The sequence below is a fragment of the Sphingobium xenophagum NBRC 107872 genome (assembly GCF_000367345.1).
Classification (GTDB): Bacteria; Pseudomonadota; Alphaproteobacteria; order Sphingomonadales; family Sphingomonadaceae; genus Sphingobium; species Sphingobium xenophagum.
This window is the reverse complement of the sequence record NZ_BARE01000015.1, coordinates 12,886-34,372: the sequence shown is the minus strand read 5'-3', so window position 1 is coordinate 34,372 and position 21,487 is coordinate 12,886. Positions and strand designations below refer to the sequence as shown.

Annotated in this window: 22 protein-coding genes and 2 tRNA genes; 8 read left to right on the top strand and 16 right to left on the bottom strand. The window is 65.1% G+C overall.

Annotation, left to right across the window (positions count from 1 at the left end):
• The first annotated feature begins 27 nt into the window (after window positions 1-27).
• Window positions 28-729: a molybdate ABC transporter permease subunit gene (modB, locus tag SX1_RS08680; RefSeq protein WP_019052671.1), complete on the top strand. Its 702-nt coding sequence runs from the start codon at window positions 28-30 to the stop codon at window positions 727-729.
• 39 nt (window positions 730-768) lie between these two features.
• On the opposite strand, the gene SX1_RS08675 is transcribed toward modB, so the two are convergent.
• The 6 genes from SX1_RS08675 to SX1_RS08650 form a co-directional block, all read right to left on the bottom strand.
• A tRNA-Arg gene (locus SX1_RS08675) sits at window positions 769-845 on the bottom strand.
• A gap of 87 nt (window positions 846-932) precedes the next feature.
• Complete coding sequence (locus tag SX1_RS08670) at window positions 933-1,310, bottom strand: hypothetical protein (RefSeq protein WP_017184191.1); 378 nt, start codon at window positions 1,308-1,310, stop codon at window positions 933-935.
• Window positions 1,311-1,410: 100 nt separating this feature from the next.
• Window positions 1,411-2,052 carry an endonuclease III gene (gene nth / locus SX1_RS08665; protein ID WP_019052670.1) on the bottom strand — a complete coding sequence of 214 codons (642 nt, stop codon included), beginning with the start codon at window positions 2,050-2,052 and terminating at the stop codon, window positions 1,411-1,413.
• 17 nt (window positions 2,053-2,069) lie between these two features.
• Complete coding sequence (gene dapB / locus SX1_RS08660) at window positions 2,070-2,834, bottom strand: 4-hydroxy-tetrahydrodipicolinate reductase (RefSeq protein WP_026149600.1); 765 nt, start codon at window positions 2,832-2,834, stop codon at window positions 2,070-2,072.
• 65 nt (window positions 2,835-2,899) lie between these two features.
• Window positions 2,900-3,622 (bottom strand): GIN domain-containing protein, encoded by a 723-nt coding sequence (locus SX1_RS08655; protein ID WP_019052668.1) that lies wholly within the window; start codon window positions 3,620-3,622, stop codon window positions 2,900-2,902.
• Window positions 3,574-4,335 carry a head GIN domain-containing protein gene (locus tag SX1_RS08650; RefSeq protein ID WP_019052667.1) on the bottom strand — a complete coding sequence of 254 codons (762 nt, stop codon included), beginning with the start codon at window positions 4,333-4,335 and terminating at the stop codon, window positions 3,574-3,576. The genes SX1_RS08655 and SX1_RS08650 overlap by 49 nt, the downstream gene beginning before the upstream one ends.
• 108 nt (window positions 4,336-4,443) lie before the next feature.
• Here SX1_RS08650 and SX1_RS08645 point away from each other — a divergent pair, with 108 nt between their 5' ends.
• Complete coding sequence (locus SX1_RS08645) at window positions 4,444-6,033, top strand: M28 family metallopeptidase (protein ID WP_019052666.1); 1,590 nt, start codon at window positions 4,444-4,446, stop codon at window positions 6,031-6,033.
• Window positions 6,034-6,039: 6 nt separating this feature from the next.
• Here SX1_RS08645 and gloA2 read toward each other — a convergent pair whose 3' ends face one another.
• Window positions 6,040-6,426 carry an SMU1112c/YaeR family gloxylase I-like metalloprotein gene (gene gloA2, locus SX1_RS08640; RefSeq protein ID WP_019052665.1) on the bottom strand — a complete coding sequence of 129 codons (387 nt, stop codon included), beginning with the start codon at window positions 6,424-6,426 and terminating at the stop codon, window positions 6,040-6,042.
• A gap of 142 nt (window positions 6,427-6,568) precedes the next feature.
• Between gloA2 and hemB the strand changes: the two genes are divergently transcribed.
• A complete protein-coding gene (gene hemB, locus SX1_RS08635) occupies window positions 6,569-7,564 on the top strand; it encodes a porphobilinogen synthase (RefSeq protein ID WP_019052664.1) in 996 nt (331 codons plus the stop codon).
• 1 nt (window position 7,565) lies between these two features.
• Entirely contained in the window at window positions 7,566-8,135 is a 570-nt protein-coding gene (locus SX1_RS08630; protein WP_026149599.1) for a gamma carbonic anhydrase family protein, read from the top strand.
• Window positions 8,136-8,242: 107 nt separating this feature from the next.
• Here the strand turns inward: SX1_RS08630 and SX1_RS08625 are convergent, their stop codons facing one another.
• From SX1_RS08625 to zwf, 5 genes are all read right to left on the bottom strand, one after another.
• A complete protein-coding gene (locus tag SX1_RS08625) occupies window positions 8,243-8,755 on the bottom strand; it encodes a hypothetical protein (RefSeq protein ID WP_019052662.1) in 513 nt (170 codons plus the stop codon).
• A 58-nt stretch (window positions 8,756-8,813) separates the two neighbouring features.
• Window positions 8,814-9,437, bottom strand: a complete 624-nt coding sequence (gene eda / locus SX1_RS08620) for a bifunctional 4-hydroxy-2-oxoglutarate aldolase/2-dehydro-3-deoxy-phosphogluconate aldolase (RefSeq protein ID WP_026149598.1) — start codon at window positions 9,435-9,437, stop codon at window positions 8,814-8,816.
• Between the two features lie 2 nt (window positions 9,438-9,439).
• On the bottom strand, window positions 9,440-10,414 hold the full coding sequence (gene glk / locus SX1_RS08615; RefSeq protein ID WP_019052660.1) for a glucokinase: 975 nt from the start codon (window positions 10,412-10,414) through the stop codon (window positions 9,440-9,442).
• A 111-nt stretch (window positions 10,415-10,525) separates the two neighbouring features.
• A complete protein-coding gene (gene edd, locus SX1_RS08610; protein ID WP_019052659.1) occupies window positions 10,526-12,367 on the bottom strand; it encodes a phosphogluconate dehydratase in 1,842 nt (613 codons plus the stop codon).
• Window positions 12,360-13,823, bottom strand: a complete 1,464-nt coding sequence (gene zwf / locus SX1_RS08605; RefSeq protein WP_026002580.1) for a glucose-6-phosphate dehydrogenase — start codon at window positions 13,821-13,823, stop codon at window positions 12,360-12,362. The genes edd and zwf overlap by 8 nt, the downstream gene beginning before the upstream one ends.
• Before the next feature lie 229 nt (window positions 13,824-14,052).
• On the opposite strand from zwf, the gene SX1_RS08600 reads away from it, so the two are divergent.
• Window positions 14,053-14,137: transfer RNA gene (locus SX1_RS08600), tRNA-Leu, on the top strand.
• A 253-nt stretch (window positions 14,138-14,390) separates the two neighbouring features.
• Here SX1_RS08600 and SX1_RS08595 read toward each other — a convergent pair.
• Window positions 14,391-15,527 (bottom strand): pyridoxal phosphate-dependent aminotransferase, encoded by a 1,137-nt coding sequence (locus SX1_RS08595; protein WP_019052658.1) that lies wholly within the window; start codon window positions 15,525-15,527, stop codon window positions 14,391-14,393.
• Between the two features lie 65 nt (window positions 15,528-15,592).
• Between SX1_RS08595 and SX1_RS08590 the strand changes: the two genes are divergently transcribed.
• From SX1_RS08590 to SX1_RS08575, 3 genes are all read left to right on the top strand, one after another.
• The gene (locus SX1_RS08590; RefSeq protein WP_017183673.1) at window positions 15,593-15,856 is read left to right on the top strand and encodes a hypothetical protein; all 264 of its coding nucleotides are present in this window, start codon (window positions 15,593-15,595) and stop codon (window positions 15,854-15,856) included.
• 127 nt (window positions 15,857-15,983) lie between these two features.
• Window positions 15,984-16,250 (top strand): hypothetical protein, encoded by a 267-nt coding sequence (locus tag SX1_RS08585; RefSeq protein ID WP_017183674.1) that lies wholly within the window; start codon window positions 15,984-15,986, stop codon window positions 16,248-16,250.
• Window positions 16,251-16,603: 353 nt separating this feature from the next.
• The gene (locus tag SX1_RS08575; RefSeq protein WP_019052656.1) at window positions 16,604-18,340 is read left to right on the top strand and encodes an acyl-CoA dehydrogenase family protein; all 1,737 of its coding nucleotides are present in this window, start codon (window positions 16,604-16,606) and stop codon (window positions 18,338-18,340) included.
• Window positions 18,341-18,492: 152 nt separating this feature from the next.
• On the opposite strand, the gene trmB is transcribed toward SX1_RS08575, so the two are convergent.
• The 3 genes from trmB to SX1_RS08560 form a co-directional block, all read right to left on the bottom strand.
• Window positions 18,493-19,188, bottom strand: a complete 696-nt coding sequence (gene trmB / locus SX1_RS08570; RefSeq protein WP_019052655.1) for a tRNA (guanine(46)-N(7))-methyltransferase TrmB — start codon at window positions 19,186-19,188, stop codon at window positions 18,493-18,495.
• A 43-nt stretch (window positions 19,189-19,231) separates the two neighbouring features.
• On the bottom strand, window positions 19,232-20,323 hold the full coding sequence (locus tag SX1_RS08565) for a hypothetical protein (protein ID WP_019052654.1): 1,092 nt from the start codon (window positions 20,321-20,323) through the stop codon (window positions 19,232-19,234).
• Window positions 20,324-20,498: 175 nt separating this feature from the next.
• Window positions 20,499-21,431, bottom strand: coding sequence for a hypothetical protein (locus SX1_RS08560; RefSeq protein ID WP_019052653.1), 933 nt, complete (start codon window positions 21,429-21,431; stop codon window positions 20,499-20,501).
• Window positions 21,432-21,487 lie beyond the last annotated feature (56 nt).

The window sequence follows — 21,487 nt, the reverse complement described above, 5'->3', positions numbered from 1 at the left end:
CCGGACCCAGCGCAGGAGCATGACGTGATGCTGGACCTGCCGCCCGATTACTGGCCGATCATCGCCCTGTCGATTAAGGTCAGCGCGGTTGCGGTCGGCGCGATGCTGCCGATTGCGTTCGCGCTGGCCTGGATATTGGCGCGGTGGCGCTTCCCCGGCCGGATGCTGCTGGACGCGCTGGTCTATCTGCCGCTGGTGGTGCCGCCGGTAGTTACCGGGTGGCTATTGCTGCTGCTGTTCGGCGCGAACGGTCCGATCGGGCGCTGGCTGGCGGACTGGTTCGGCATCACCCTGCTGTTCCGCTGGACCGGCGCGGCACTGGCTGCCGGGATCATGGCCATGCCGCTGATGGTGCGGGCGATCCGCCTTTCGATCGAGGCGGTGGATCGACGGCTGGAAGGCGCGGCCCGGACGCTGGGGGCCGGACCGTTGCGGGTGTTCCTGACCATTTCCCTGCCGCTATCGCTGCCTGGCGTGCTGGCGGGGGTGATACTGGGCTTTGCCCGCTCGATCGGCGAATTCGGCGCGACCATCACCTTCGTATCCGATATTCCCGGCGAAACCCGCACGCTGCCCATCGCCATCTACGCGGCGTTGCAAGCGCCCGGCGCGGAGGCCGTGGTCACGCGGTTGGCGATCGCGTCGATCCTGCTGTCGCTGACCGCCCTGCTATTGTCCGAAGTGCTGGCCCGGCGCATGGCGGCGGGAGTTCGAAGCTATCGGGCCTAGGCCGCCGGGATATAGGAAATTGCGTGCCCCCTGATGGGGTGGTGCACCCAAGTGGATTCGAACCACTGGCCTTTGCCTTCGGAGGGCAACGCTCTATCCAGCTGAGCTATGGGTGCATGACGCTGGCCGGTGAGCCGTGTCAGACAGGCCGCTTAGCAAAGGCCGTTCGTCCGCGCCAGCGGCAAAATCGCCGCCGGGCCATCTTATTTCGATGCTTTTTTCATCGGCTGGAATTTGCCCAGGCCACAGCTGGCTCCCGGTTGCAGGCCGGGACCATTGTTCCACAGCACGGTGATGATATCGACCGAACAGAGTTGCGACAGGCTGGTGCGGTAGGAAAAGCGCTTTTCAAAGCCCAGGCTGGGGCAGCTGTTGGGCAGGGTGTTGCGGTAGATTTTATTGCCGTTCATGATGAAATCGATGGTGCGGTCATCGCGAACATTGGTCGAGCGGATCGAGGTTAGCGGGATGCAATCCATGGCCTTCGCGCCGGTCGGGACATAGGGGTCGGGCGTGGTCTTGGCGATGGCGGGGGCGGCGGCCAGGGCCAGCGCGAAACCCAAAGCGAAACGGACGGACATATATTCTCTCCTTAGAGACGTCTTTGAACGAATCGACGTCGCAGGACTGTGAAAACCGTCCTAGCCGACCGGTTCTGAACGCAGGAAGAACAAGCAGGCGTCAGGCAGGCGGCGGGGTCTTGGGCTTGAACCGGCACAGGTCGGCGACGGGGCAGCGCCAGCATTCGGGTTTGCGCGCCTTGCAGATATAGCGGCCGTGCAGGATCAGCCAGTGATGGGCGTCGCGGCGGAAGGGCTGGGGGACGCGCTTTTCCAGTTTCGCCTCGACCGCCAGCACCGTCTTGCCCGGCGCCAGCCCGGTGCGGTTGCCGACGCGGAAGATGTGGGTGTCGACCGCGAAGGTTTCCTGCCCGAAGGCGGTGTTGACGACGACATTGGCGGTCTTGCGCCCGACGCCGGGCAGGGTGGTCAGCGTGTCGCGATCCTGCGGCACTTCCCCGCCAAAGTCGCGGACCAATATGTCCGACAGGGCGATGACATTCTTCGCCTTGGTATTGAACAGGCCGATCGTGCGGATATGGGTTTTGAGGCCATCCTCGCCCAGATCGACCATCTGCTGCGGCGTCGTGACGTCTGCGAAGAGGGCGCGGGTCGCCTTGTTGACGCCGACGTCGGTGGCCTGCGCCGAGAGCGTCACCGCGACCAGCAGCTGATAGGGGTTGCCATATTCCAGCTCCGTCACGGGCGCGGGATTGGCTTCGGCCAGGCGGCTGAAAAAGTCGAAGATCTGGGCCTTGTTCATGACGATGCTCAGGGGCGTCAGAGGCCCAATACGCCCTTCATGTCGTACCGACCGACGCTCTGGCCGATCAGCCATTGCGCGCCCTTGACCGCGCCGCGGGCGAAGATGGTGCGGTTTTCGGCGCGATGGCCGATTTCGATCCGTTCGCCTTCGGTCGCGAAGATGACCTGATGGTCGCCCGCGACCGATCCGCCGCGCAGGGCCGCAAAGCCGATCGCGCCCTGCGCCCGTGCGCCGGTGATGCCGTCCCGACCGCGTTCGCTATGGTCGGCGAGCGTGATGCCGCGTCCGCGTGCAGCGGCCTGGCCCAGCAGCAGGGCGGTGCCGGACGGGGCATCGACCTTGTGCCGGTGGTGCATCTCGACGATTTCGATATCCCAGTCATCGCCAAGGCCCGCTGCGGCCTGTTCCACCAGCGCGGCGAGCAGGTTGACGCCAAGCGACGTGTTGCCGGTCTGGAGGACGGGGATCATCGCGGCGGCTTCGTCGATCAGGGCGTGATGGACGGCTTCAAGGCCAGTGGTGCCGATCAGGATCGGCTTGTTGGCGGCAATGCAGACATCGAGATGAACAGAGAGGGCGCTCGGCACGGAAAAGTCGATCAGCACGTCGCTGCGCTCGGCGAGCGCGAGCGGATCGGTGGTGATGGCGATGCCCGGCGCGATCTCGCCAGTGCCGTCGCGGTCGGTGCCGCCCGCTATGCCAAGGCCGGCGTCCGCCGCGACCTGCGCAATGGCGCGGCCCATGCGGCCTGCTGCCCCGAAAATCCCGATAGTCGTCATGTTCGCCCCGTTCGCATCCAGTCGTAGCGGCCGATGCCAGAGCGACGGCGCTTTGTCATTATCGTTCAATAGGAGTCGCCGCCGCAGGCAATGCGCCCGGTGCCGCGATTGTCGACCGAGCAGGCGGCCTTGCCAGCGACGGTGACGTCGCCGGAGCCAGTGGCGGTGATTTTGGCGGTGACGTCTGCGCTGAGGGCGATGCTGCCCGGCCCGTCATTGGCAAGGGTCGCCTGCCGCGCGCGCAGACCTTCGCCCGCGACCGCGCCGGGGCCGGAGACGCGGATATTAGCGACGCCGGTGCGCCCGGTCAGTGTCGCGCGGCCACCGCCCGCCAGCGACAGGTCGATCCGGTCGAGATCGACCGCCGCCACGCTCACGTCGCCATTGCCGCCCAGCACAATGTCCCCGCGCAGCCCCTTCATCCGGCTGACCGCGACCGATCCGCCGCCGGTCAGGACGATGCGGGACAGGTCGCCGGTGGAGACGCGCAGGGTCGCCGCGCCGCCGCCTTTTTCACCGGGCCGCGCGCGGGTGATGCCGACGATGAGCAGGCGGCCCGACACGGCGACGTTCAGCCGGTCGAGCAGCGCCTGATCCCCCTCCGCGCGGGCCGATGCGCCCGCGCCGGTGGTGACGATGACGGTGATCGGCGCATCGACCCGGATCGCGTCGAAGCTGGTGATGGTATAGCCGCGGGTCGCCGCCGGTGCGGGCGTCGCGATCAGGATGGTCGCCCCGATCAGGGCGCGCAGCGCGCCTCGCCCGGTCCTGTGCCACTGGTCGTACATTGCGCCTTGCCCTTCACCGTCACGTCGCCCGGCCCCATGATCCTGATAGCGACCGCGCCGTCCGACGCAAAGGCGATGTTGCCCGCGCCCAGGATCGACACTTTGGCCGTGCCCAGTTTGAGGTCGTCGGCGTCGATGTCCCCCGCGCCGGTGATGGCGAGTTCGCCTGAGTCGGCGGTGCCCGCGATCTTGACCGATCCGGCACCTGTAATGTCGGTCTTGAGGCTGCGCAGTTTGACGGCGCCAATGGCGAAATCGCCAGCGCCGGTCAGCGACAGGTCCAGCATGTCGCCCTCCGCCCGGTCGAGGGTGAAGTCGCCTGCGCCGGTCAGCGCAGCGGCGCGGATGGCGGGCATGGTGACATGGACGGTGACGTCGCCATCGTCATTCTTGCGACCAAAGGCCCAGTTGCCGTCCGATTTGCGGCCGATCACCAGCCGGTCGCCCTTGACCGCGATGGTGAGCCTTTCGATCGCCTTGGGATCGCCCTCCGCGCGGACCGAATAGGCATCGCCGATCGTCACGGCGACATCGTCCGGGCCGGTTGCTTCGATGGCGTTGAAATCCTTGAGCGTCGACCAGTCCTGCGTCGCGCCGCCCTTCGCGGCGGGCGCGGCATCATCGGCAGGGCGCGAGCAGGCGGCGGTCGACAGGGCGAGCCCGGCAAGCAGCAGAGCCGACAGGGAAGGGGAACGGGTCATCGTCATCTCCATACTGTATTGCCATTGTAATACACGTTCATGGTAGCGGTTCCAAGCCCCCTTGTTCGTCAGGCAGGATAAGGCAAGATAGAGACGAGATTAGAACGGAGTAGCACGACCATGCGCGGCCTTTCCTTCGGCATATCCCTGATCGCGTTGATGGCGGGCAGCGCCGCGCCGGCCGCGGGCGAGGGGGACAAGGGCGCGCGCTGGTGGGCGCATGTCGAGGCGCTGGCCAATGATGCGATGGAGGGGCGCGGGACCGGGACGCCGGGCTATGACCGGGCGGCGGACTATGTGATCGGGCAGTTCAAGGCGATGGGGCTGAAACCCGCTGGCACCCAGGGTTATCGCCAGCCGGTGGCGTTTGTGGAGCAGCGCATCCTGTCCGACAAGTCCAGCGCGGCGCTGGTGGGACCGCAGGGGGAGGTGCCGCTGGCGATGCCGGGCGACCTGATCTTTGGCGGCGGGGGCGGGCCGGTGCCCGAAAGCGTCGACGCGCCAATGGTGTTTGCGGGCTATGGCCTGCATCTGCCCGAAGCAGGGCATGACGATTTTGCCGGGCTGGACCTGAAGGGCAAGATCGTCGTCGTGCTGTCGGGTGGTCCGGCGACCCTTTCGGGCGCGCTCAAATCCCATGCGCGTTCGGAGCGGTCGCAATGGCTGGCGGAGCAGGGCGCGCTGGGGCTGATCACGCTGGTCACGCCCAGGCAGGTGGAGATCCCGTGGGTACGGCGGATCGCCCTGTCGGGCGCGCCCGCGCTTTATTATAGCGATGTCAGCATGCGCGAAACGCAGACGCCTTTCCTGAGCGCGCAGCTCGATCCGGCCAAGTCCGACATGCTGTTTGCCGGGTCGGGACAGGATTTTGCCGCGATCGTGGCGGCGGCGGATGCGTCCGCGCCGGTGGCGTCCTTTCCGCTGGCGCTGCGGCTGAAGGCGCAGGTGAGCGCGACGCGGGCCGACCTGTCATCGCCCAATCTGATCGCGGTGCTGCCCGGTAGCGACCCGAAGCTGCGGCAGGACTATGTCGTGCTGTCGGCGCATCTGGACGGCTATGGCGTGGGTACGCCGATCAAGGGCGATGCGATCTATAATGGCGCGCTGGACAATGCGTCCGGAGTGGCCAGCCTGCTGGAGATCGGGCGCGCGCTCAAAGCCGGCAAGGTGAAGCCCAAACGGTCGATCCTGTTCGCCATCGTCACGGCGGAGGAGAAGGGGTTGCTGGGCTCCCGCTATTTCGCTCGCCGCCCGACCGTGCCGCAGAAGAGCATCATTGCGGACCTGAATTTCGACATGGCGCTGCCGATCTTCCCGCTGACCAGCGTGACGCCGATCGGCTATGACCAAAGTTCGCTGGGCAAGGATGCGGAAGCCGTGAGCGCGGCGATGAACCTGCCGATCACGCCCGACCCCTTTCCCGACCGCAACGTGTTCATCCGGTCGGACCAATATGCCTTCATCCGCGAGGGCATACCGGCGCTGTTCTTCAAATATGGGTTCAAGGCGGGGACGCCCGAAGCGACGGTAGAAAAGGCGTGGCGGGCGAATATCTACCATTCGCCGTTCGACGATCTGAACCAGCCGGTAATGCCCGCCGAAAGCGCGAAGCTGAACGACTATGTGACGGCGGTGACGCTGCGCGTGGCCAATGGCGCGGCGCGGCCGACCTGGAACGCGGACAGTTTCTTCCGGCGCTTTGCCAGGTAGCGGCGGTCAGGGCGCTGGTTGCTCATACAGTTCGAGCGGCAGTCCGTCAGGGTCGGTGAAGAAGGTGAAGCGCTGGCCGGTATATTCGTCGATCCGGATCGGTTCGCACGCGACCCCGGCGGCGTCGAGCCGCGCCACTTCCGCATCGATATTGGCGACGGTGAAGGCAAGGTGCCGCAGGCCGCAGGCTTCGGGGCGGCTGGTGCGGGCAGGCGGATTGGGGAAGGAAAACAGCTCGATCTGGGCATTGCCTGCGTCAAGATCGCACTTCCAAGACTGGCGCTCGGCGCGCCACACTTCGCGGATCACCGGCAACTGCAATATGTCGCGGTAAAAGGCGCGCGAGCGGGCATAGTCGGAACAGATGACGGCGATATGGTGGATGGCGTGCATGATGGCCTTCTATCGCAGGGGCAGGCGCGGGGGAATGGGGGATGGGGGATGGAGCGGTCTTCCTGTCGAGGGGAGCGGGGCGCTGGCTTGTGTTCGATCACTCTGGCTTGATCCCCCGGCTTCGCGCGCCTAGACCCGCGCCATGACCCAATCTTCCTATCCGGCGCTGCGGATGCGGCGCGCGCGGGCTTCGGCGTGGAGCCGGGCGATGTTTGCGGAAAATCGCCTGTCGCCCAGCGATTTCATCTGGCCCCTGTTCGTGACTGAGGGCGACGGGGTGGAGGAGCCGATCGGGGCGCTGCCGGGCGTGTCGCGATGGTCGGTGGATGGCATCGTCACGCGGGCGCGGGAAGCGCGGGATGCGGGCATTCCTTGCCTGGCGCTGTTCCCCAATACGCAGGCCGAGCGGCGCAGCGACGATGGCGCAGAGGCGCTGAACCCCGACAATCTGATGTGCCGGGCGATCCGGGCGATCAAGGATGCGGTGCCGGACATTGGCGTGCTGACCGACGTGGCGCTGGACCCCTATACCGCGCATGGACAGGACGGGCTGCTGGACGATGGGGGCTATGTCCTCAACGATGCGACCGTCGATGTGCTGATTGGCCAGTCGCTCAATCAGGCGGCCGCGGGGGCGGACATCATTGCGCCCAGCGACATGATGGACGGGCGGGTCGGCGCGATCCGCGCGGCGCTGGAGGGCGAGGGCCATGTCAATGTCCAGATCATGTCCTATGCGGCCAAATATGCGAGCGCATTCTACGGGCCGTTCCGCGATGCGGTGGGATCGCGCGGGTTGCTGAAGGGCGACAAGAAAAATTACCAGATGGACCCGGCCAATGGGCAAGAGGCATTGCGCGAGGTGGCGCTGGACCTGGCCGAGGGAGCGGACAGCGTGATGGTGAAGCCGGGGCTGCCCTATCTGGACATCATCGCCCGTGTGAAGGACCAGTTCGCGGTGCCGGTGTTCGCCTATCAGGTGTCGGGCGAATATGCGATGATCGAACATGCCGCTGCCGCTGGCGCGGGGGACCGCGACGCGCTGGTGCTCGAAACGCTGATGGCGTTCAAGCGGGCGGGCTGTTCGGGCGTCCTGACCTATCATGCGCTGCATGCGGCGCGGCTGCTGGGAGCTTGAGATGAGCGATTATCCGGGCGTCAGCATCGTCCCGTTCAAGGGCAAGGCGCCGGTCATCCACCCCAGCGCCTTCATCGCGCCGGGATGCCGGATCATCGGCGATGTCGAGATCGGCGAGGATGCGAGCATCTGGTATAATTGCGTCATCCGCGCCGATGTGAACCGGATACGGATCGGCGCGCGCAGCAATGTGCAGGACGGCACGGTGATCCATTGCGACAGCCCCGGCGACGGGATCGACCGGCCGCTGGAAGGATGGCCGACCATCATCGGGGATGATGTGCTGATCGGCCATATGGCGATGGTGCATGGTTGCACGCTGGAGGACCGGGCGTTTGTCGGGCTGGGCGCGATCGTCATGGACGGCTGCGTGATCGAGAGTGACGGGATGCTGGCGGCGGGTGCCTTGCTGTCGCCGGGCAAGCGCCTTCCGGGGCGGCAATTATGGGCGGGGCGACCGGCCAAATATATGCGCGACCTGTCCGACGAGATGGTGAAGAAGCTGAGCGGCGGCGCGGCGCGCTATGTCGACTATGCGCGGGCGCATAAGGCAGCGGTGGACGCGGTTTAGGGCGCGATGACTCTATCCTAACCCGTTCGTTTCGAGCGAAGTCGAGAAACGTCGCGCACAGGTTTCTCGACTTCGCTCGAAACGAACGGAGTGGGGTTTATTCCGCCCTAAGGCTGGGCCAGTTGTCCCTTGAGCGCGTCGATGCGGTCATTCTGGCTGTCGACGATGGCGAGGGCCGTGGTGCGGGCGGAGTCGAGGGCGTCGAGGCCGCCGCTTTCCTTGCCATCGGCAATGGCGCTGGTGCGATTGACATAGAGGGTGTCGAGGCTGGCGAGGGCGGAAACGCTGTCGTTACGGGCGGTTTCCAGCGCGCTGATGGCGACCTGCGCGGCGACCCAGGCGTCGCTGGAGACGGACGATCCAGATGCGGCGCGGGCGGCTTTTTCCGCTTTGGCATAGGCGGCGTCGAAGCCGGTCCGGCCGGTTTCCGCCTGCGCTGTGAAGCGGGCGATCTGCTCGGTCAGCTGGGCGTCGGCGGCGACCGGGGCGGGGGGCGGCGCGGCCTGCGCTACCGGGGCGCTCTCGATCGGCCGCTTGGCGAGCGAGGGATAGGTCAGCTGTCCGCCGGTGCAGCCGGACAGGAGCAGGGCGAGATAGGGCAGCAGCCGACGGGTCATCATGAACCTGCATCTAGGGTGGCGGGTGACGGCGCGCAATGGCCCCGTCACCCGCGCACGATCATCCGCGCGGGAGGGCGGCGGCGGCGCGCGCCAGTTGCTCGATCTTCGCGCCGTCGACCGGCCCCTTGGGCACGACCCAGCTGCCGCCGACGCATTTGATGAAGGGCTGGGCCAGCCATGTCGGCGCGCTTTCCAGCGTGATGCCGCCGGTCGGGCAGAAACGGGCGGTGTGCAGCGGCGCGGCAAGCGCCTTGAGCGCGGGCAGGCCGCCCGATGTTTCGGCGGGGAAGAATTTGAAATGGGTAAGGCCCATGTCCATGCCGCGCATGATGTCGCCCGCCGTGGCGGTGCCGGGCAGGAAGGGGATGTTCGCGGCGATCGCGGCCTTGCCCAGCGGTTCGGTCAGGCCGGGGCTGACGACGAAGCGCGCGCCTGCCGCCATCGCGGCGTCGAGCTGATCGGGATTGAGGACGGTGCCGGCGCCGACGACAGCGCCCTCCACCTGGCTCATTTCGCGGATCACGTCGAGCGCGGCGGGGGTGCGCAGCGTGACTTCGAGCGCGGGCAGGCCACCGGCGACGAGCGCGCGGGCGATGGTGAGGGCGTCCTCCACCCGATCGACCACCAGCACCGGGATCACCGGGGCCAGCTCCATCACCTGTTCGACGGTCAATTCGCTCATAATCATTGCTCCCTGAAGGCGGCGGCGGCCCCGAAAAGGCCGATTTCATCATGGACGGCCATGCGGATCGGAACGGATGCCATCAGGCTTTCGAACCGGCCCTTGGCCTTGAAACGGGTGTGGAAGCCGCTGTGCGGCAGGAAATCGCGCATCCGTTGGGTCAGGCCACCGGCCAGCACGACGGCATGGGGACCATGGGCCAGCGCAAGATCACCCGCGACCGAGCCGTAGCAGAGGCAGAAGCGTTCGAGCGCATTGCGGGCGAAGGCATCGCTGTCATCCAGTGCCGCCTGCCACAATTCGGGGTCTTCCATCAACATCACGCGATGATGGCCGATCGTCGCCATCGCCTTGTAGATATTGTTGAGGCCGGGGCCGGACACGATCCGCTCGGTCGAAACACGCAGGAACTTGTCGCGCAGATAGGCGAGGATTTTTTCTTCCAGACTGTCGAGCGGGGCGAAATCGAGATGGCCGCCTTCGGTCGCGATGACGTGGGGGTGGCCATTGTCATAGGCGATCATCGCAACGCCAAGGCCGGTGCCGGGGCCAAGGATGGTGACGCCGCCATCGCGGGGGAAGGGGCGATCCTCGCCGAACAGCAAGGGCAGATTGTCTTGCGGAAGGCGAGAGACGGCATGGGCGACCGCTTCGAAATCATTGACCAGCTTGACCGTGCGAACGCCCAGATCCTCGGCCAGCGTATCGGCGCGGATCACCCAGCTGGAGTTGGTCAGCTTGATGACGTCGCGGCCAATGGCGGTGGCAAAGGCGATGGAGACGGCGTCGGGCAGGTCGCCCGCGCCGCTATCCGCCTCATCCTGCGTGAAGGCGGCCCAGCAGGATTGCAGGCTGGAATAGTCGGCGACCTTATATTTGCGCACCGTGCCGAGCGTCGGCACGCCGCTTTCATCGAGCGAGGCGCGCGCGAAGCGGGCGTTGGTGCCGCCAATGTCGGCAGCGATGATGTTGGTCATCAGGACATCCTATCATTATGTCCGTCATGCCAGCGCAGGCTGGCATCCCTCTTCCTTTGCGTGGCGCAAGCAGAAGAGAGATCCCGGCGTTGGCCGGGATGACGGTGGAGATTATAGTTCGGCTTCCATGGCGGCGAGAATGGGGGACGCCCCCTGTTCGGCCAGGTCGCTATGATGGCGGAACAGGGCGAACAGTTCGCGGCCCGTATCATAGGGCGGGGGCGGCGCGGCGGGGATGTCGCGCGCGTCCCAGGTCGCGGCGTCGACCAGCGCGTCGATGGTGCCGCTCTGCGCGCAGACCCGGACAAGATCGCCATCGCGCAGCTTGCCGATGGCACCGCCGCCCAAGGCTTCGGGCGAAAGATGGATGGCGGCGGGGACTTTGCCGGATGCGCCGGACATGCGCCCGTCGGTCACCAGCGCGACCTTGAACCCGCGATCCTGCAGCACGCCAAGCGCAGGCGTCAGCTTGTGCAGTTCGGGCATGCCGTTGGCCTTTGGCCCCTGGAAGCGGACGACGACCACGACGTCGCGTTCCAGTTCGCCCGCCTTGAAGGCGCGCAGGACGTCGTCCTGATCGTGGAATATCGCGGCTGGCGCCTCAATGGTCCAGAGCGCGGGATCGACGGCGCTGACCTTCATGACGCAGCGGCCCAGATTGCCCGCCAGCAGCTTCATCCCGCCATCGGCGCTGAACGGATTGGCAACGGGGCGGAGCATGTTTTCATCGCGCGAGGCGGGGACGTCGCGCCACTGGAGCGCTTCATTTTCCAGCACGGGTTCCTTGCCATAATCGGTGAGGTCGCCGCGTGCGACGGTCATGATGTCGCGATGGAGCAGGCCATTGTCGAGCAGTTCGCGGATGATATAGCTCATGCCGCCAGCGGCGTGGAAATGGTTCACGTCGCCCGAGCCATTGGGATAGACGCGGGCGAGCAGCGGGACGGCATCGGAGAGTTCGGCGAAATCGGTCCAGTCGATGCTGATCCCGGCGGCGCGGGCGATGGCGGGCAGGTGGATGGCATGGTTGGTCGATCCGCCGGTCGCCATCAGGCCGATGATGGCGTTGACGATCGCCTTTTCGTCGACGCAGTGACCCAGGGGACGATAATCGTCATTTGGTTGCCCGTCTTTGGCCCAGCCAATCGACGCCAGCCGGTGAGTCGCGGCGCGGGTAAGTTCCTGGCGCAGCTTCGTGCCGGGATTGACGAAGGCGGCGGCGGGCATGTGAAGGCCCATCACTTCCATCATCATCTGGTTGCTGTTCGCCGTGCCGTAGAAGGTGCAGGTGCCAGCGCCGTGATAGCTGGCGCTTTCGGATTCGAGCAGTTCGTCCTTGCCCACTTTCCCTTCGGCATAAAGCTGGCGGATGCGGACCTTTTCCTTGTTGGCAAGGCCGGAGGGCATCGGCCCGGCGGGGATCAGGATGGTGGGCAGATGGCCAAAGCGCAGCGCGCCGATCAGCAGGCCGGGCACGATCTTGTCGCAGATGCCGAGCAGGGCGACGCCTTCGAACATGGCGTGGGACAGGGAGATGGCGGTCGACAGCGCGATCGTGTCGCGGCTGAAGAGCGAAAGGTCCATGCCCGCCTGCCCCTGGGTCACGCCGTCGCACATGGCGGGGACGCCGCCCGCCACCTGGGCCGTGGCGCCGACTTCGCGGGCGGCCAGCTTGATCGCTTCGGGATAGCGGCCATAGGGCTGATGCGCCGAGAGCATGTCGTTATAGGCCGTGACGATGCCGATATTCATCGCCGCGCCGGTGCGAATGACCGGCTTGTCCTCGCCACTGGCGGCAAAGGCATGGGCGAGGTTGCCGCAGCTTAGCTGATCGCGGTTGGTGCCAGCGTCGCGGCCACGCTCGATCAGGTCGAGATAATGGCGGCGGCTCCTGGCGCTGCGCTTTGCGATGCGTTCCGTCACCTTGGCGATGATGGGGTTCAGTTCAGTCATGCCAGCTGGCTCCGTCACGTTCGATAAGGGCAATGGCCGAGGATGGACCCCAGTTCCCGGAAGAATAGGGGGCGGGTTTCATATTGGCTTCCTTCCACCCGTCGATGATCGAATCGATCCAGGTCCATTGCGCCTCCACCTCGTCACGGCGGACGAACAGGGTGGGATCGCCGGCCAGAAGATCGAGGATCAGCCGTTCATAGGCGATGCGGCGGCGCTGCCCGGCAAAGGCGGCGGTCAGCGAGACGTCGAGCGTCACTTCGTCGAGATGCACCTGCCGTTCGAGGCCGGGCCGTTTCGACATGATGGTCAGGCGGATATATTCTTCGGGTTGAAGGCGGATGACCATCGTGTTGGATTCAAGCCCCGATCCATGGCCGTCCCGCCCGAAGATGGAGTGCCGGACCGGCTTGAACTGGATCATGATTTCGGACTGGCGTTCCGGCATCCGCTTGCCGGTGCGCAGGTAGAAGGGGACGCCCTGCCAGCGCCAATTGTCGATATAGGCCTTTACCGCGACGAAGGTTTCCGTGGTCGATGGCTTGCCCAGTTCGTCGGCATAGCCGGTGACGATCTGGCCGCCCACGGCGCCCGGCGTATATTGGCCGCGCACGCTATGCGTCTTGACGGTTTCGGCGGTCATCGGGCGCAGCGAGCGCAGCGCCTTCACCTTTTCATCGCGCACCGCGGTCGGGTCCATGCGGGCGGGCGGCTCCATGGCGATGATCGACAGAATCTGGAGCATATGGTTCTGCACCATGTCGCGCAGCGCGCCGACGCCGTCATAATAAGAGACGCGGCCTTCCAGACCCACGGTTTCGCCGACAGTGATCTGGACATGGTCGATGCCGGTCGCGTTCCACAAGGGTTCGAACATCAGATTGCCAAAGCGCAGCGCCAGCAGGTTCTGGACGGTTTCCTTGCCCAGATAATGGTCGACGCGGAAAATCTGATCCTCTTCGAACAGTGCGCCGATGCCGTCATTGACCTGTTTGGAGGAGGCCAGATCCTTGCCGATCGGCTTTTCCATCGCGATCCGGGTCAGCGGGGTGATGAGGCCGGCGTCCGCCAGACCCTGCGCCGTGGGGGCGAACAGCGATGGCGGGGTAGAAAGATAGACCGACAGGCCGCGTTCCAGCCGCCCGTCGATCCGATCGGCAAGGGCGGCGAACTGGGTCGCATTGCCTGCCTCCACCGGCTGATAGCAGATCATCGCGCGGAAGGTGGCGGCGACTTGGCTGTCATAGCGGTCGGCCGCCAGAAACTGGCGCAGCGCCGCGTCGACATCGTCGCGAAAGGCGTCGTCGTCCAGTTCCGACCTGCCGGAGGCGACGATCAGGAAATCGTCAGGCAGCAGCCCGTCGGACAGGAGATTATAGAGCGAAGGGAAGATCATCCGTCGCGCGAGATCCCCCGTAGCGCCGAATAATAGGAACGTAGCAGATGATTCGGCCAAAGGATGGTCCTTTTCCGTTGAACATATCTATATCTGCACGATGACGCCCTTATAGCGCGCGCGGATGATAGCGCAAGGAGGCTATCGTCCCGGCGGCGATGCTGCAACGGCTTGCTATCGCATGGTGAAAGTCTGGCTGGCGTGGCGCTTTGGGCGATGATTATGGCCCGGACTGATTTTCGGCTGGACGAGGGAGCCGGATTTTGTCATTTGGCGGCTCCCAGGCCGTGCGGGCGTGGTGAAACTGGTAGACGCGCCGGACTCAAAATCCGGTTCCGCAAGGAGTGTCGGTTCGATTCCGACCGCCCGCACCATTTTTTGGCCGGACTTTGTTTCCGACATTGCAATTCAGATCGAAGTGCATCCTTCCATGGAAGGGCAGGGCGGTTGCATATGACTTTCCGCTATCCATCCAACGTCATGCTGAATTTATTTCAGCATCCATCGTGCCCCACAGGCCGCCGCTCGTAAGGAGAAATGGATCCTGAAACGAGTTCAGGATGACGATGAAGGAGGAGGCAGTTCATATGCGAAAAGCCTGCCCTTGCAGAGGAGGATTTCCAGCGTTCAACGCCTGCCTTGCGCCTGAAACCATGGCACCATCCGGGCGATGGCGTCCTCTACCCGGTCGGTGGAGACGGCGAAGCTGAAGCGGATGAAGTGGCGCCCTTCGACCGGATCGAAATCTATGCCGGGCGCGGTGGCGACGCCGGTGTCCTGTAGCAGGCGGTGGCAGAAGGCCAGGCTGTCGTCGGTCAGATGGCTGATGTCGGCATAGAGATAGAATGCGCCATCGGGCGGGGCGATGCTGGCGAGGCCGAGCGCCGGCAGGGCGTCGAGCAGCAACTGGCGGTTGCGGCGGTAGGTGGCGACATGGCCGTCCAGTTCGGCGCTTTCCTCAAACGCCTGTAGCCCGGCCTGCTGAGCCAGGACCGGGGGCGTGAGGAACAGGTTGCCCATGCGCGCGCGGGCGGCGTCGATCAACGATGGCGGCACGACGATCCAGCCCAGACGCCAGCCGGCCATGCTGAAATATTTGGAGAAACTATTGACGATGATCGCGTCGGGCGCGAATTCCAGCATCGAGCGGGCCGGGTCGCCAAAGGACAGGCCGTGATAGATTTCATCCGAGACGATGGCGATGCCGCGCGCGGCGCAGGTCGCGGCGATGCGGGCCAGTTCGTCGGCGGGGATGATGGTGCCGGTGGGGTTGGCCGGGCTGGCCACGATGAGGCCGTCGGGCGCTGGATCAAGCGCGGCGAGCGCGTCGGCGCTGATCTGATAGCGTTCCGCCGGACCGCAGGCGACCTCCACGGGGGAGAGGTAGAGCGCCTTGAGCGTGTTGCGATAGGCGACATAGCCGGGGCGGGCGGTGGCGACGCGCGCGCCGGGTGCGAACAGGCTGGTCAGCGCAAGGACCAGGCCGGGGGACGCGCCGCAGGTGAGCAGGATGCGTTCGGCATCGATGGCGAGACCATAGCTGTCGCGATAATGGCGGGCGATCCGGTCCTTGAGCGGCTGGCTTTCCCAATAGCCCATCGGGTCGGTATCCAGCACATGATGGGCCATGGCGATGGATGCGGCCGGCGCGCCGGTGGAGGGCTGGCCAAATTCCATGTGAAGGATGGAGCGGCCCGCCGCTTCGAGCCTGTGGGCTTCGCGGCTGATGGCGATGGCGTGGAACGGGTCAATGCTGGCGATCATGCCGCCTGCCTAGAGGGGGCGGAGCCTGGCTGCAACCTTGGCGGGCGGCAGCGCGTTAGGGCGGGATGGATGAGGCTGTGCTGACGGGGCTGCAATATTATGGCGCGGCGGCGGCGACGCTGGCGGCGTTGCTGGTGTCGCTCAACATCGGGCGGCGGGTGACGGGATGGGCGTTCGTACTATTCGTCACCAGTTCGATCGCGCTGATCCTGTGGGGGTTTCTGGCGCAGGACAGCGAGGGGATAGGCTGGCAGAATGTCGCCATGCTGGGCATCAATATGGTCGGCGTCTGGCGCTACCTACTGTCGTCGCACAAGCCGCGGGATTAGCGGGCAGGTTGCGGGAGGCGGGGAGGGTGGGTCGCCTAAGGGGGGGATTGGCGACGTTCTGTTGTCGAGGGGCTAAGGCTCGTAAGCGGACGTTGCCTTCTCAACGAAACGGCTCCAGAACGAACGCATGGCGCAGACCCAACATACGTTCAGCAATAAGAAGGACGGCCCAATCTACATATCGGTCGAACCTTGGCCTCAATGCTTCGAACTAGAACCGGGCGATAAGCTCACGTTGAAATGGGATGCTGATGATAGCGGCGATGCGATGCAGATCGATTTCATAAACGAGCGCGAGCTTGTCGTGTGGCCCAACGGCAAAATCGATGATATAGAGTATCTTTTCAACGGCGATCCGGGCGAAGATCGAAGCTGGACCTTCAAGCACAGATAAGCAAGGACGCTTCGCCTAATGACTGCTTGTTGGACGCGCGCGATCTGCCGCTGTTGTCGCCAAACGGTCGTTCCCGATCATCCTCCCCTGTAAGGGGAGGTGGATGGCCGTAGGCCAGACGGAGGGGTATCAGCCTCTCGATAGGGCGACACCCCTCCACCACTTCGTGGTCCCCCTCCCCTTGCAGGGGAGGAATGTGCGGGCGCTGCTGGTCGCTTGCAGACTGGCGCTCTTTTTCGGGCGTCTTTCGTCGTGGGCCTTGATCCAGCCTTTTGCGGCGGGCTTACGGGCGCGTGAAAATTGACTGTAACATATGTTTGGTGTAATGTTCGTGCGATAGAAGAGGAACCGCCATGCAAAGCTATACCCCGCCGATCGACGATTATCGATTTCTGCTGAACGACGTACTGGGTTTCGACCAGGCGATGGCGGAACTGGGGAAAGAGGTGGACGCCGATCTGGCGGTGGCGGTGCTGGAGGAGGCGGGGAAGGTCTGTGCCGAGCGCTTGCAGCCGCTGAACCGCGAAGGGGACGAGCAGGGGAGCCGTCTGGTCGATGGCGCGGTGCAGACGCCCGATGGCTTTGCGCAGGCCTATCGTGACTTTGCCGAGGGTGGCTGGACGTCGCTGTCGGCGGACCCGGCGCATGGCGGGCAGGGGCTGCCCTTTGTCCTGCAACTCTGGTTCGACGAGATGATGTCGGCGACCAACCTGTCTTTCGGCCTGTTCCCCGGCCTGTCGCGCGGGGCGTGCGAGGCGATTGCGGCCCATGCCAGCGACGAACTGAAGGCCACCTATCTGGAGCCGCTGGTGAGCGGCGAATGGACGGGCGCGATGGCGCTGACCGAGAGCGGGGCGGGGACCGATCTGGCGCTGCTCAAGACGCGGGCGACGCCAAAGGGGGACGGCAGCTATGCGGTGGCCGGGACCAAGATTTTCATTTCGTCGGGCGACCATGATTTTGGTGGCAATATCGTCCATCTGGTGCTGGCGCGGCTGCCCGATGCGCCGCCTGGCGTGAAGGGGATCAGCCTGTTTCTGGTGCCCAAGTTCCTGCCGGACGCCGATGGCGGTTTTACCGTGCGCAACGCCATGTCGGTGGGGTCGCTGGAAAAGAAGATGGGCATCCACGCCCAGCCGACCTGCGTAATGCATTATGACGATGCGACCGGCTGGCTGGTGGGAGAGGCGCATCGCGGGCTGGCGGCGATGTTCACGATGATGAATGCCGAGCGGTTGATGGTGGGCATTCAGGGACTGGGGATTGCAGGCGGCGCCTATCAGCAGGCGGTTGCCTATGCGCGGGACCGGTTGCAGGGGCGCAGCGCGGACGGGGCGCGCGGCCCGGTGGCGATCATCGAGCATGCCGATGTGCGGCGGATGCTGCTGAATGTCCGCGCATTCGTGGAGGCGGGCCGGGCGCTGGCGGGATGGACCGCGCTGCAACTCGACCGGGCGAAGGCGCATGAGGATGCGGGCGAGCGGGGACAGGCGGACGCGCTGGTGGCGTTGCTGACGCCGGTGATCAAGGCGGCCTTTACCGACTATGGCTTTGAATGCGCGGTGCAGGCGCAGCAGGTGTTCGGTGGCCATGGCTACATCCGCGAATGGGGGATGGAGCAATTTGTCCGCGACGCCCGGATCGCGCAGATTTACGAAGGCACTAACGGGGTGCAGGCGATGGACCTGGTCGGGCGCAAGCTGCCCATGGCAGGCGGCGCTGTGGTCGAGGGCTTTTTCGACGGGATCGCGGCCGATGTGGCGGCGGCGGGCGACCGGGTGATCGCGGTGCGGACGGGCGAGGCGCTGGCCTTGCTGCGCGAGGCGACGGCATCGCTGCGCGGGGCGGGCGTGGACGCGACCGGGGCCGCGGCGGTCGATTATCTGCGGCTGTTCGCGCTGGTCGCGATGGGATGGATGTGGACGCGGATGGCGGTCGCCGCCGGGTCTGGCGAGACGGCGTTGCATCAAGGCAAGCTGGCGGTAGCGGACTATTATGCCCGACGGGTGTTGCCGCAGGCGAGCGGGCTGGCGGCGAGCATCGCGGCTGGCGAAGGGGCGATCATGGCGCTGGCGGCGGAGGCGTTTTAGGGGGGGAGCACCAACCTGTGCGCAACGTTTCTCGACTTCGCTCGAAACGAACGGAGCAGGGTAAAGTCATCGGGTTGGCTGTTGCCCCATCGAAAAGCTGACACCCCTCCGTCAGGGCTGCGCCCTGCCATCTCCCCTTGCAGGGGAGGATTTCATTTGCGCCGGTAGCGGAAGTACCAGACTTCGTGGCCCTTTTTCCGCGCCTTGGCTTCGTAGCGGGTCTGGGGCCAGCCGCCGGGGCGGGTGAGGAAGTCGGCGGGGTCGTTGGCCAGCCAGTCGAAATCGGGATGGCCGTTCATCACCATCAGCGCCCAGCGCAGATAGATGGGATGATCGGTGCCAAAGCGGAATTCGCCGCCCGGCTTGAGCTTGCGGGCGATCATCGCGACCGGGCCGGGGTTCATCATCCGGCGCTTGGCATGGCGCGCCTTGGGCCAGGGGTCGGGGTGGAGCAGATAGACGAAGCTCAAGGCGCCGTCTGGAATGCGGCTGAGCACTTCAAGCGCATCGCCCATGTGCAGGCGGACATTGCCGAGCGCACCGTCGCGGACATGGCCAAGCGCGGTGACGACGCCGTTCAGGAAAGGCTCGCAGCCGATAAAGCCATGGTCGGGCAGCATGTCGGCGCGATAGGCAAGATGTTCGCCCCCGCCAAAGCCGATCTCGAAATGGAGCGGGCGATCGTAACCGAAGAGGGAGGCGGCGGTGATGTCGCCTTCTTCGGGCACGGAGATGGCGGGGAGGAGGGTGTCGACCAGTTCCTGCTGCCCCTGCCGCAGCTTGTGGCCCGATTGGCGGCCATAGAGGCGGTTGAGGGTCGTGGGATCGCCGGATTTATGCGCTGTCATGGGGCGGCTGACTAGCGGGTAGGAGGGGTGGGGGCAAGGCTGCCTATTTGTCCCTGATCGCATCAGGGGAGAAGGTGATGCTATTGTCCTGTCCATAGACGGTCGTAACCGAAACGGGATGTTCCGACTGGACAGCCAGTATCGCCTGAGCGGGCGGGGGCATTGCATCATAGCTGGCATATTGCAGCCATTTGTCATGCTTCTTGACCGTGAGCGACCAGGGGGCAGGGCCATTGCTGCCTAGCAGCAGGCCAGAGAGTGTGTCGCGCTCTACGACAAGCAATTCACCGGAATCTCCGAGCGGAATGAGATAGCCGTCTTCGCGCTTTTCACCCTGATAAATGGGTAGGCGTCCGGATATGCGATCGCTATGGATGCATAGCGCCAGCGGAGCGGGCGCTTCACCTTTGTCCCGCGCCTTGCTGCGATCGTCGGTATCGACCTTACCGGCCATGGCACCGAGCAGCACGGCCGCGCCGTCCAGTTTGCGCTTTTTGGCGTCCGGGCCGAAGGGGCGGGCCTTTTCGCAGGCGTGGAAAGGTGTCGCGGCGGCCAGCGGCGGGAGCGTTTTGGGCCAGCCGATCTGCCGGATCATCCCGTCCATCGCAGCGTCGAGTTGAGCGGCGTCGTGGACTGGTAAGGTCATGCGCAATTTGACGATCCATTCGCCGAGAGCGATCAGGGCGACGCCGCTACTGTGGCCCAGTTGGGTAACTGAAAAGCTCTGACGTAGCCCCGATGCAAGGGTGGCACCGGGAATGGCGAAGGCAACTGGGTCGGCCTGCGGCGTTACGGTGCCGAACTTGCTGTTGGTAGCGATCATGGTCGCTGCGACATCGAACCAGAGTGCGGTCGAGGGTTCAGCGGCATGGTAGACATAGAAATTGGCATGGGTTTTGGCGACGGGGTCGTCATAGGCGATCGAGACGTCGAGCAGCCGGCCGTTGCTGAGGTCTTTTACTTCGGTACGGGCGAAACGGTCGATCGCGGCGGGGAATAGGATATTGCTGGGTTCGTGGAGCCACGGCTGGTCGGTAGGAGCCGTGATCTCTGTAGGCGCGGCAGGCTGGGCTGATAGCGGCGCAGCAAGCGACGACGCCGCCAGCGCGATGGTCAGAGCAAAAAATCTAATCATCAGTTGCCCCTTCCCGAACCCATATGGAGCAGCAAGGTAACGGAAAGGATTAGAATAACAAGCGTTTGACCGGCGGGACGGGGTGCCAGGGACAAGTGGGACGACGGCTCTGTAAAAGGAGGGGGGCGCAGAAGGGTATGGTGGATTGTGGCAAGGCGACGGGAGGCAATCGGGGCTAGCGACAGGGCTTGCCTTCATATTCGCGCCGGTTGGGGACATAGGCCTTGCCGTTCCAGCGAACGACCGGAAAGCAGAAGCCCGGTCCGCCGATCGCAATGTCCGGCCAGCCGCCGACGCCTTTGCTTTTCAGGAATTCCGGAATGCCCGTGCTGTTGACCACCAGTTTCCAGCTGCCGTCAGCCTGCTGGCTGACGAGCCAGAAGGCCATGCCGGTATTGCCATAGCAATAGCTGCCGCCTTCGGTGACGACCGCTTCGGGGCGGCCATCGCCGTTGAGGTCAGTGCGTTTTTCGATCGTGCCGGGGGAATAGCTGATCGTGCCCGGATCATCGCAACCGCTGCGCCATTGATTGCCGCGCCGGGTGAAGCCGGCGGCGCGGAATATGGCGGCATCGCCCGATGGCGCGGCAGTCGCAGCGGTGGTGGGGGCAGGGGCAGGGGCGGGCTTCGGGGCTGTCGACGGCGCGATGGCGGTGGCTCTGTCCTTCCCGCCCGTTACGACATAGAGGCTGCCATTATAGCGCAGCGGATCGGTACGCCCGCCATGGATCCATTCCAGATCCAGCCAACCGCCGGTGCGTGTGGGGAGTGCGCGGACGGTGCCATTGCCCGCCACCAGCTTGCGCCAGCGGCCATCGGCGCCCTTGGCCGCGATGCCGAAGGTGGCCTTTTCGGGCGCGGCGCATGCCGAGTGATGGAGGAAGAGGGCTTCGGCCTTCCTGTCGCCATTCATGTCGATGAAGCGGATGCTGGGCCGGGCCGGTGCGCCGCAGGCGTCGGTCGGCTGGTCATTGACGATCGGAAAGCCGCCCGCTGCATAAAGCTGTGCGGCTTCGGCCTTGCTGATGGCGGGGGCAGGCTTTGTCTGGGCCGTGGCCGATGTCGCGAGCGTCAGTGCCAGCAAGGCACCGGATCGACGATAAGCCATATGCGCACCCCCATGGTCAGCCTGTCCGAGTCGTTTCGGTACAGGCTTATACCATG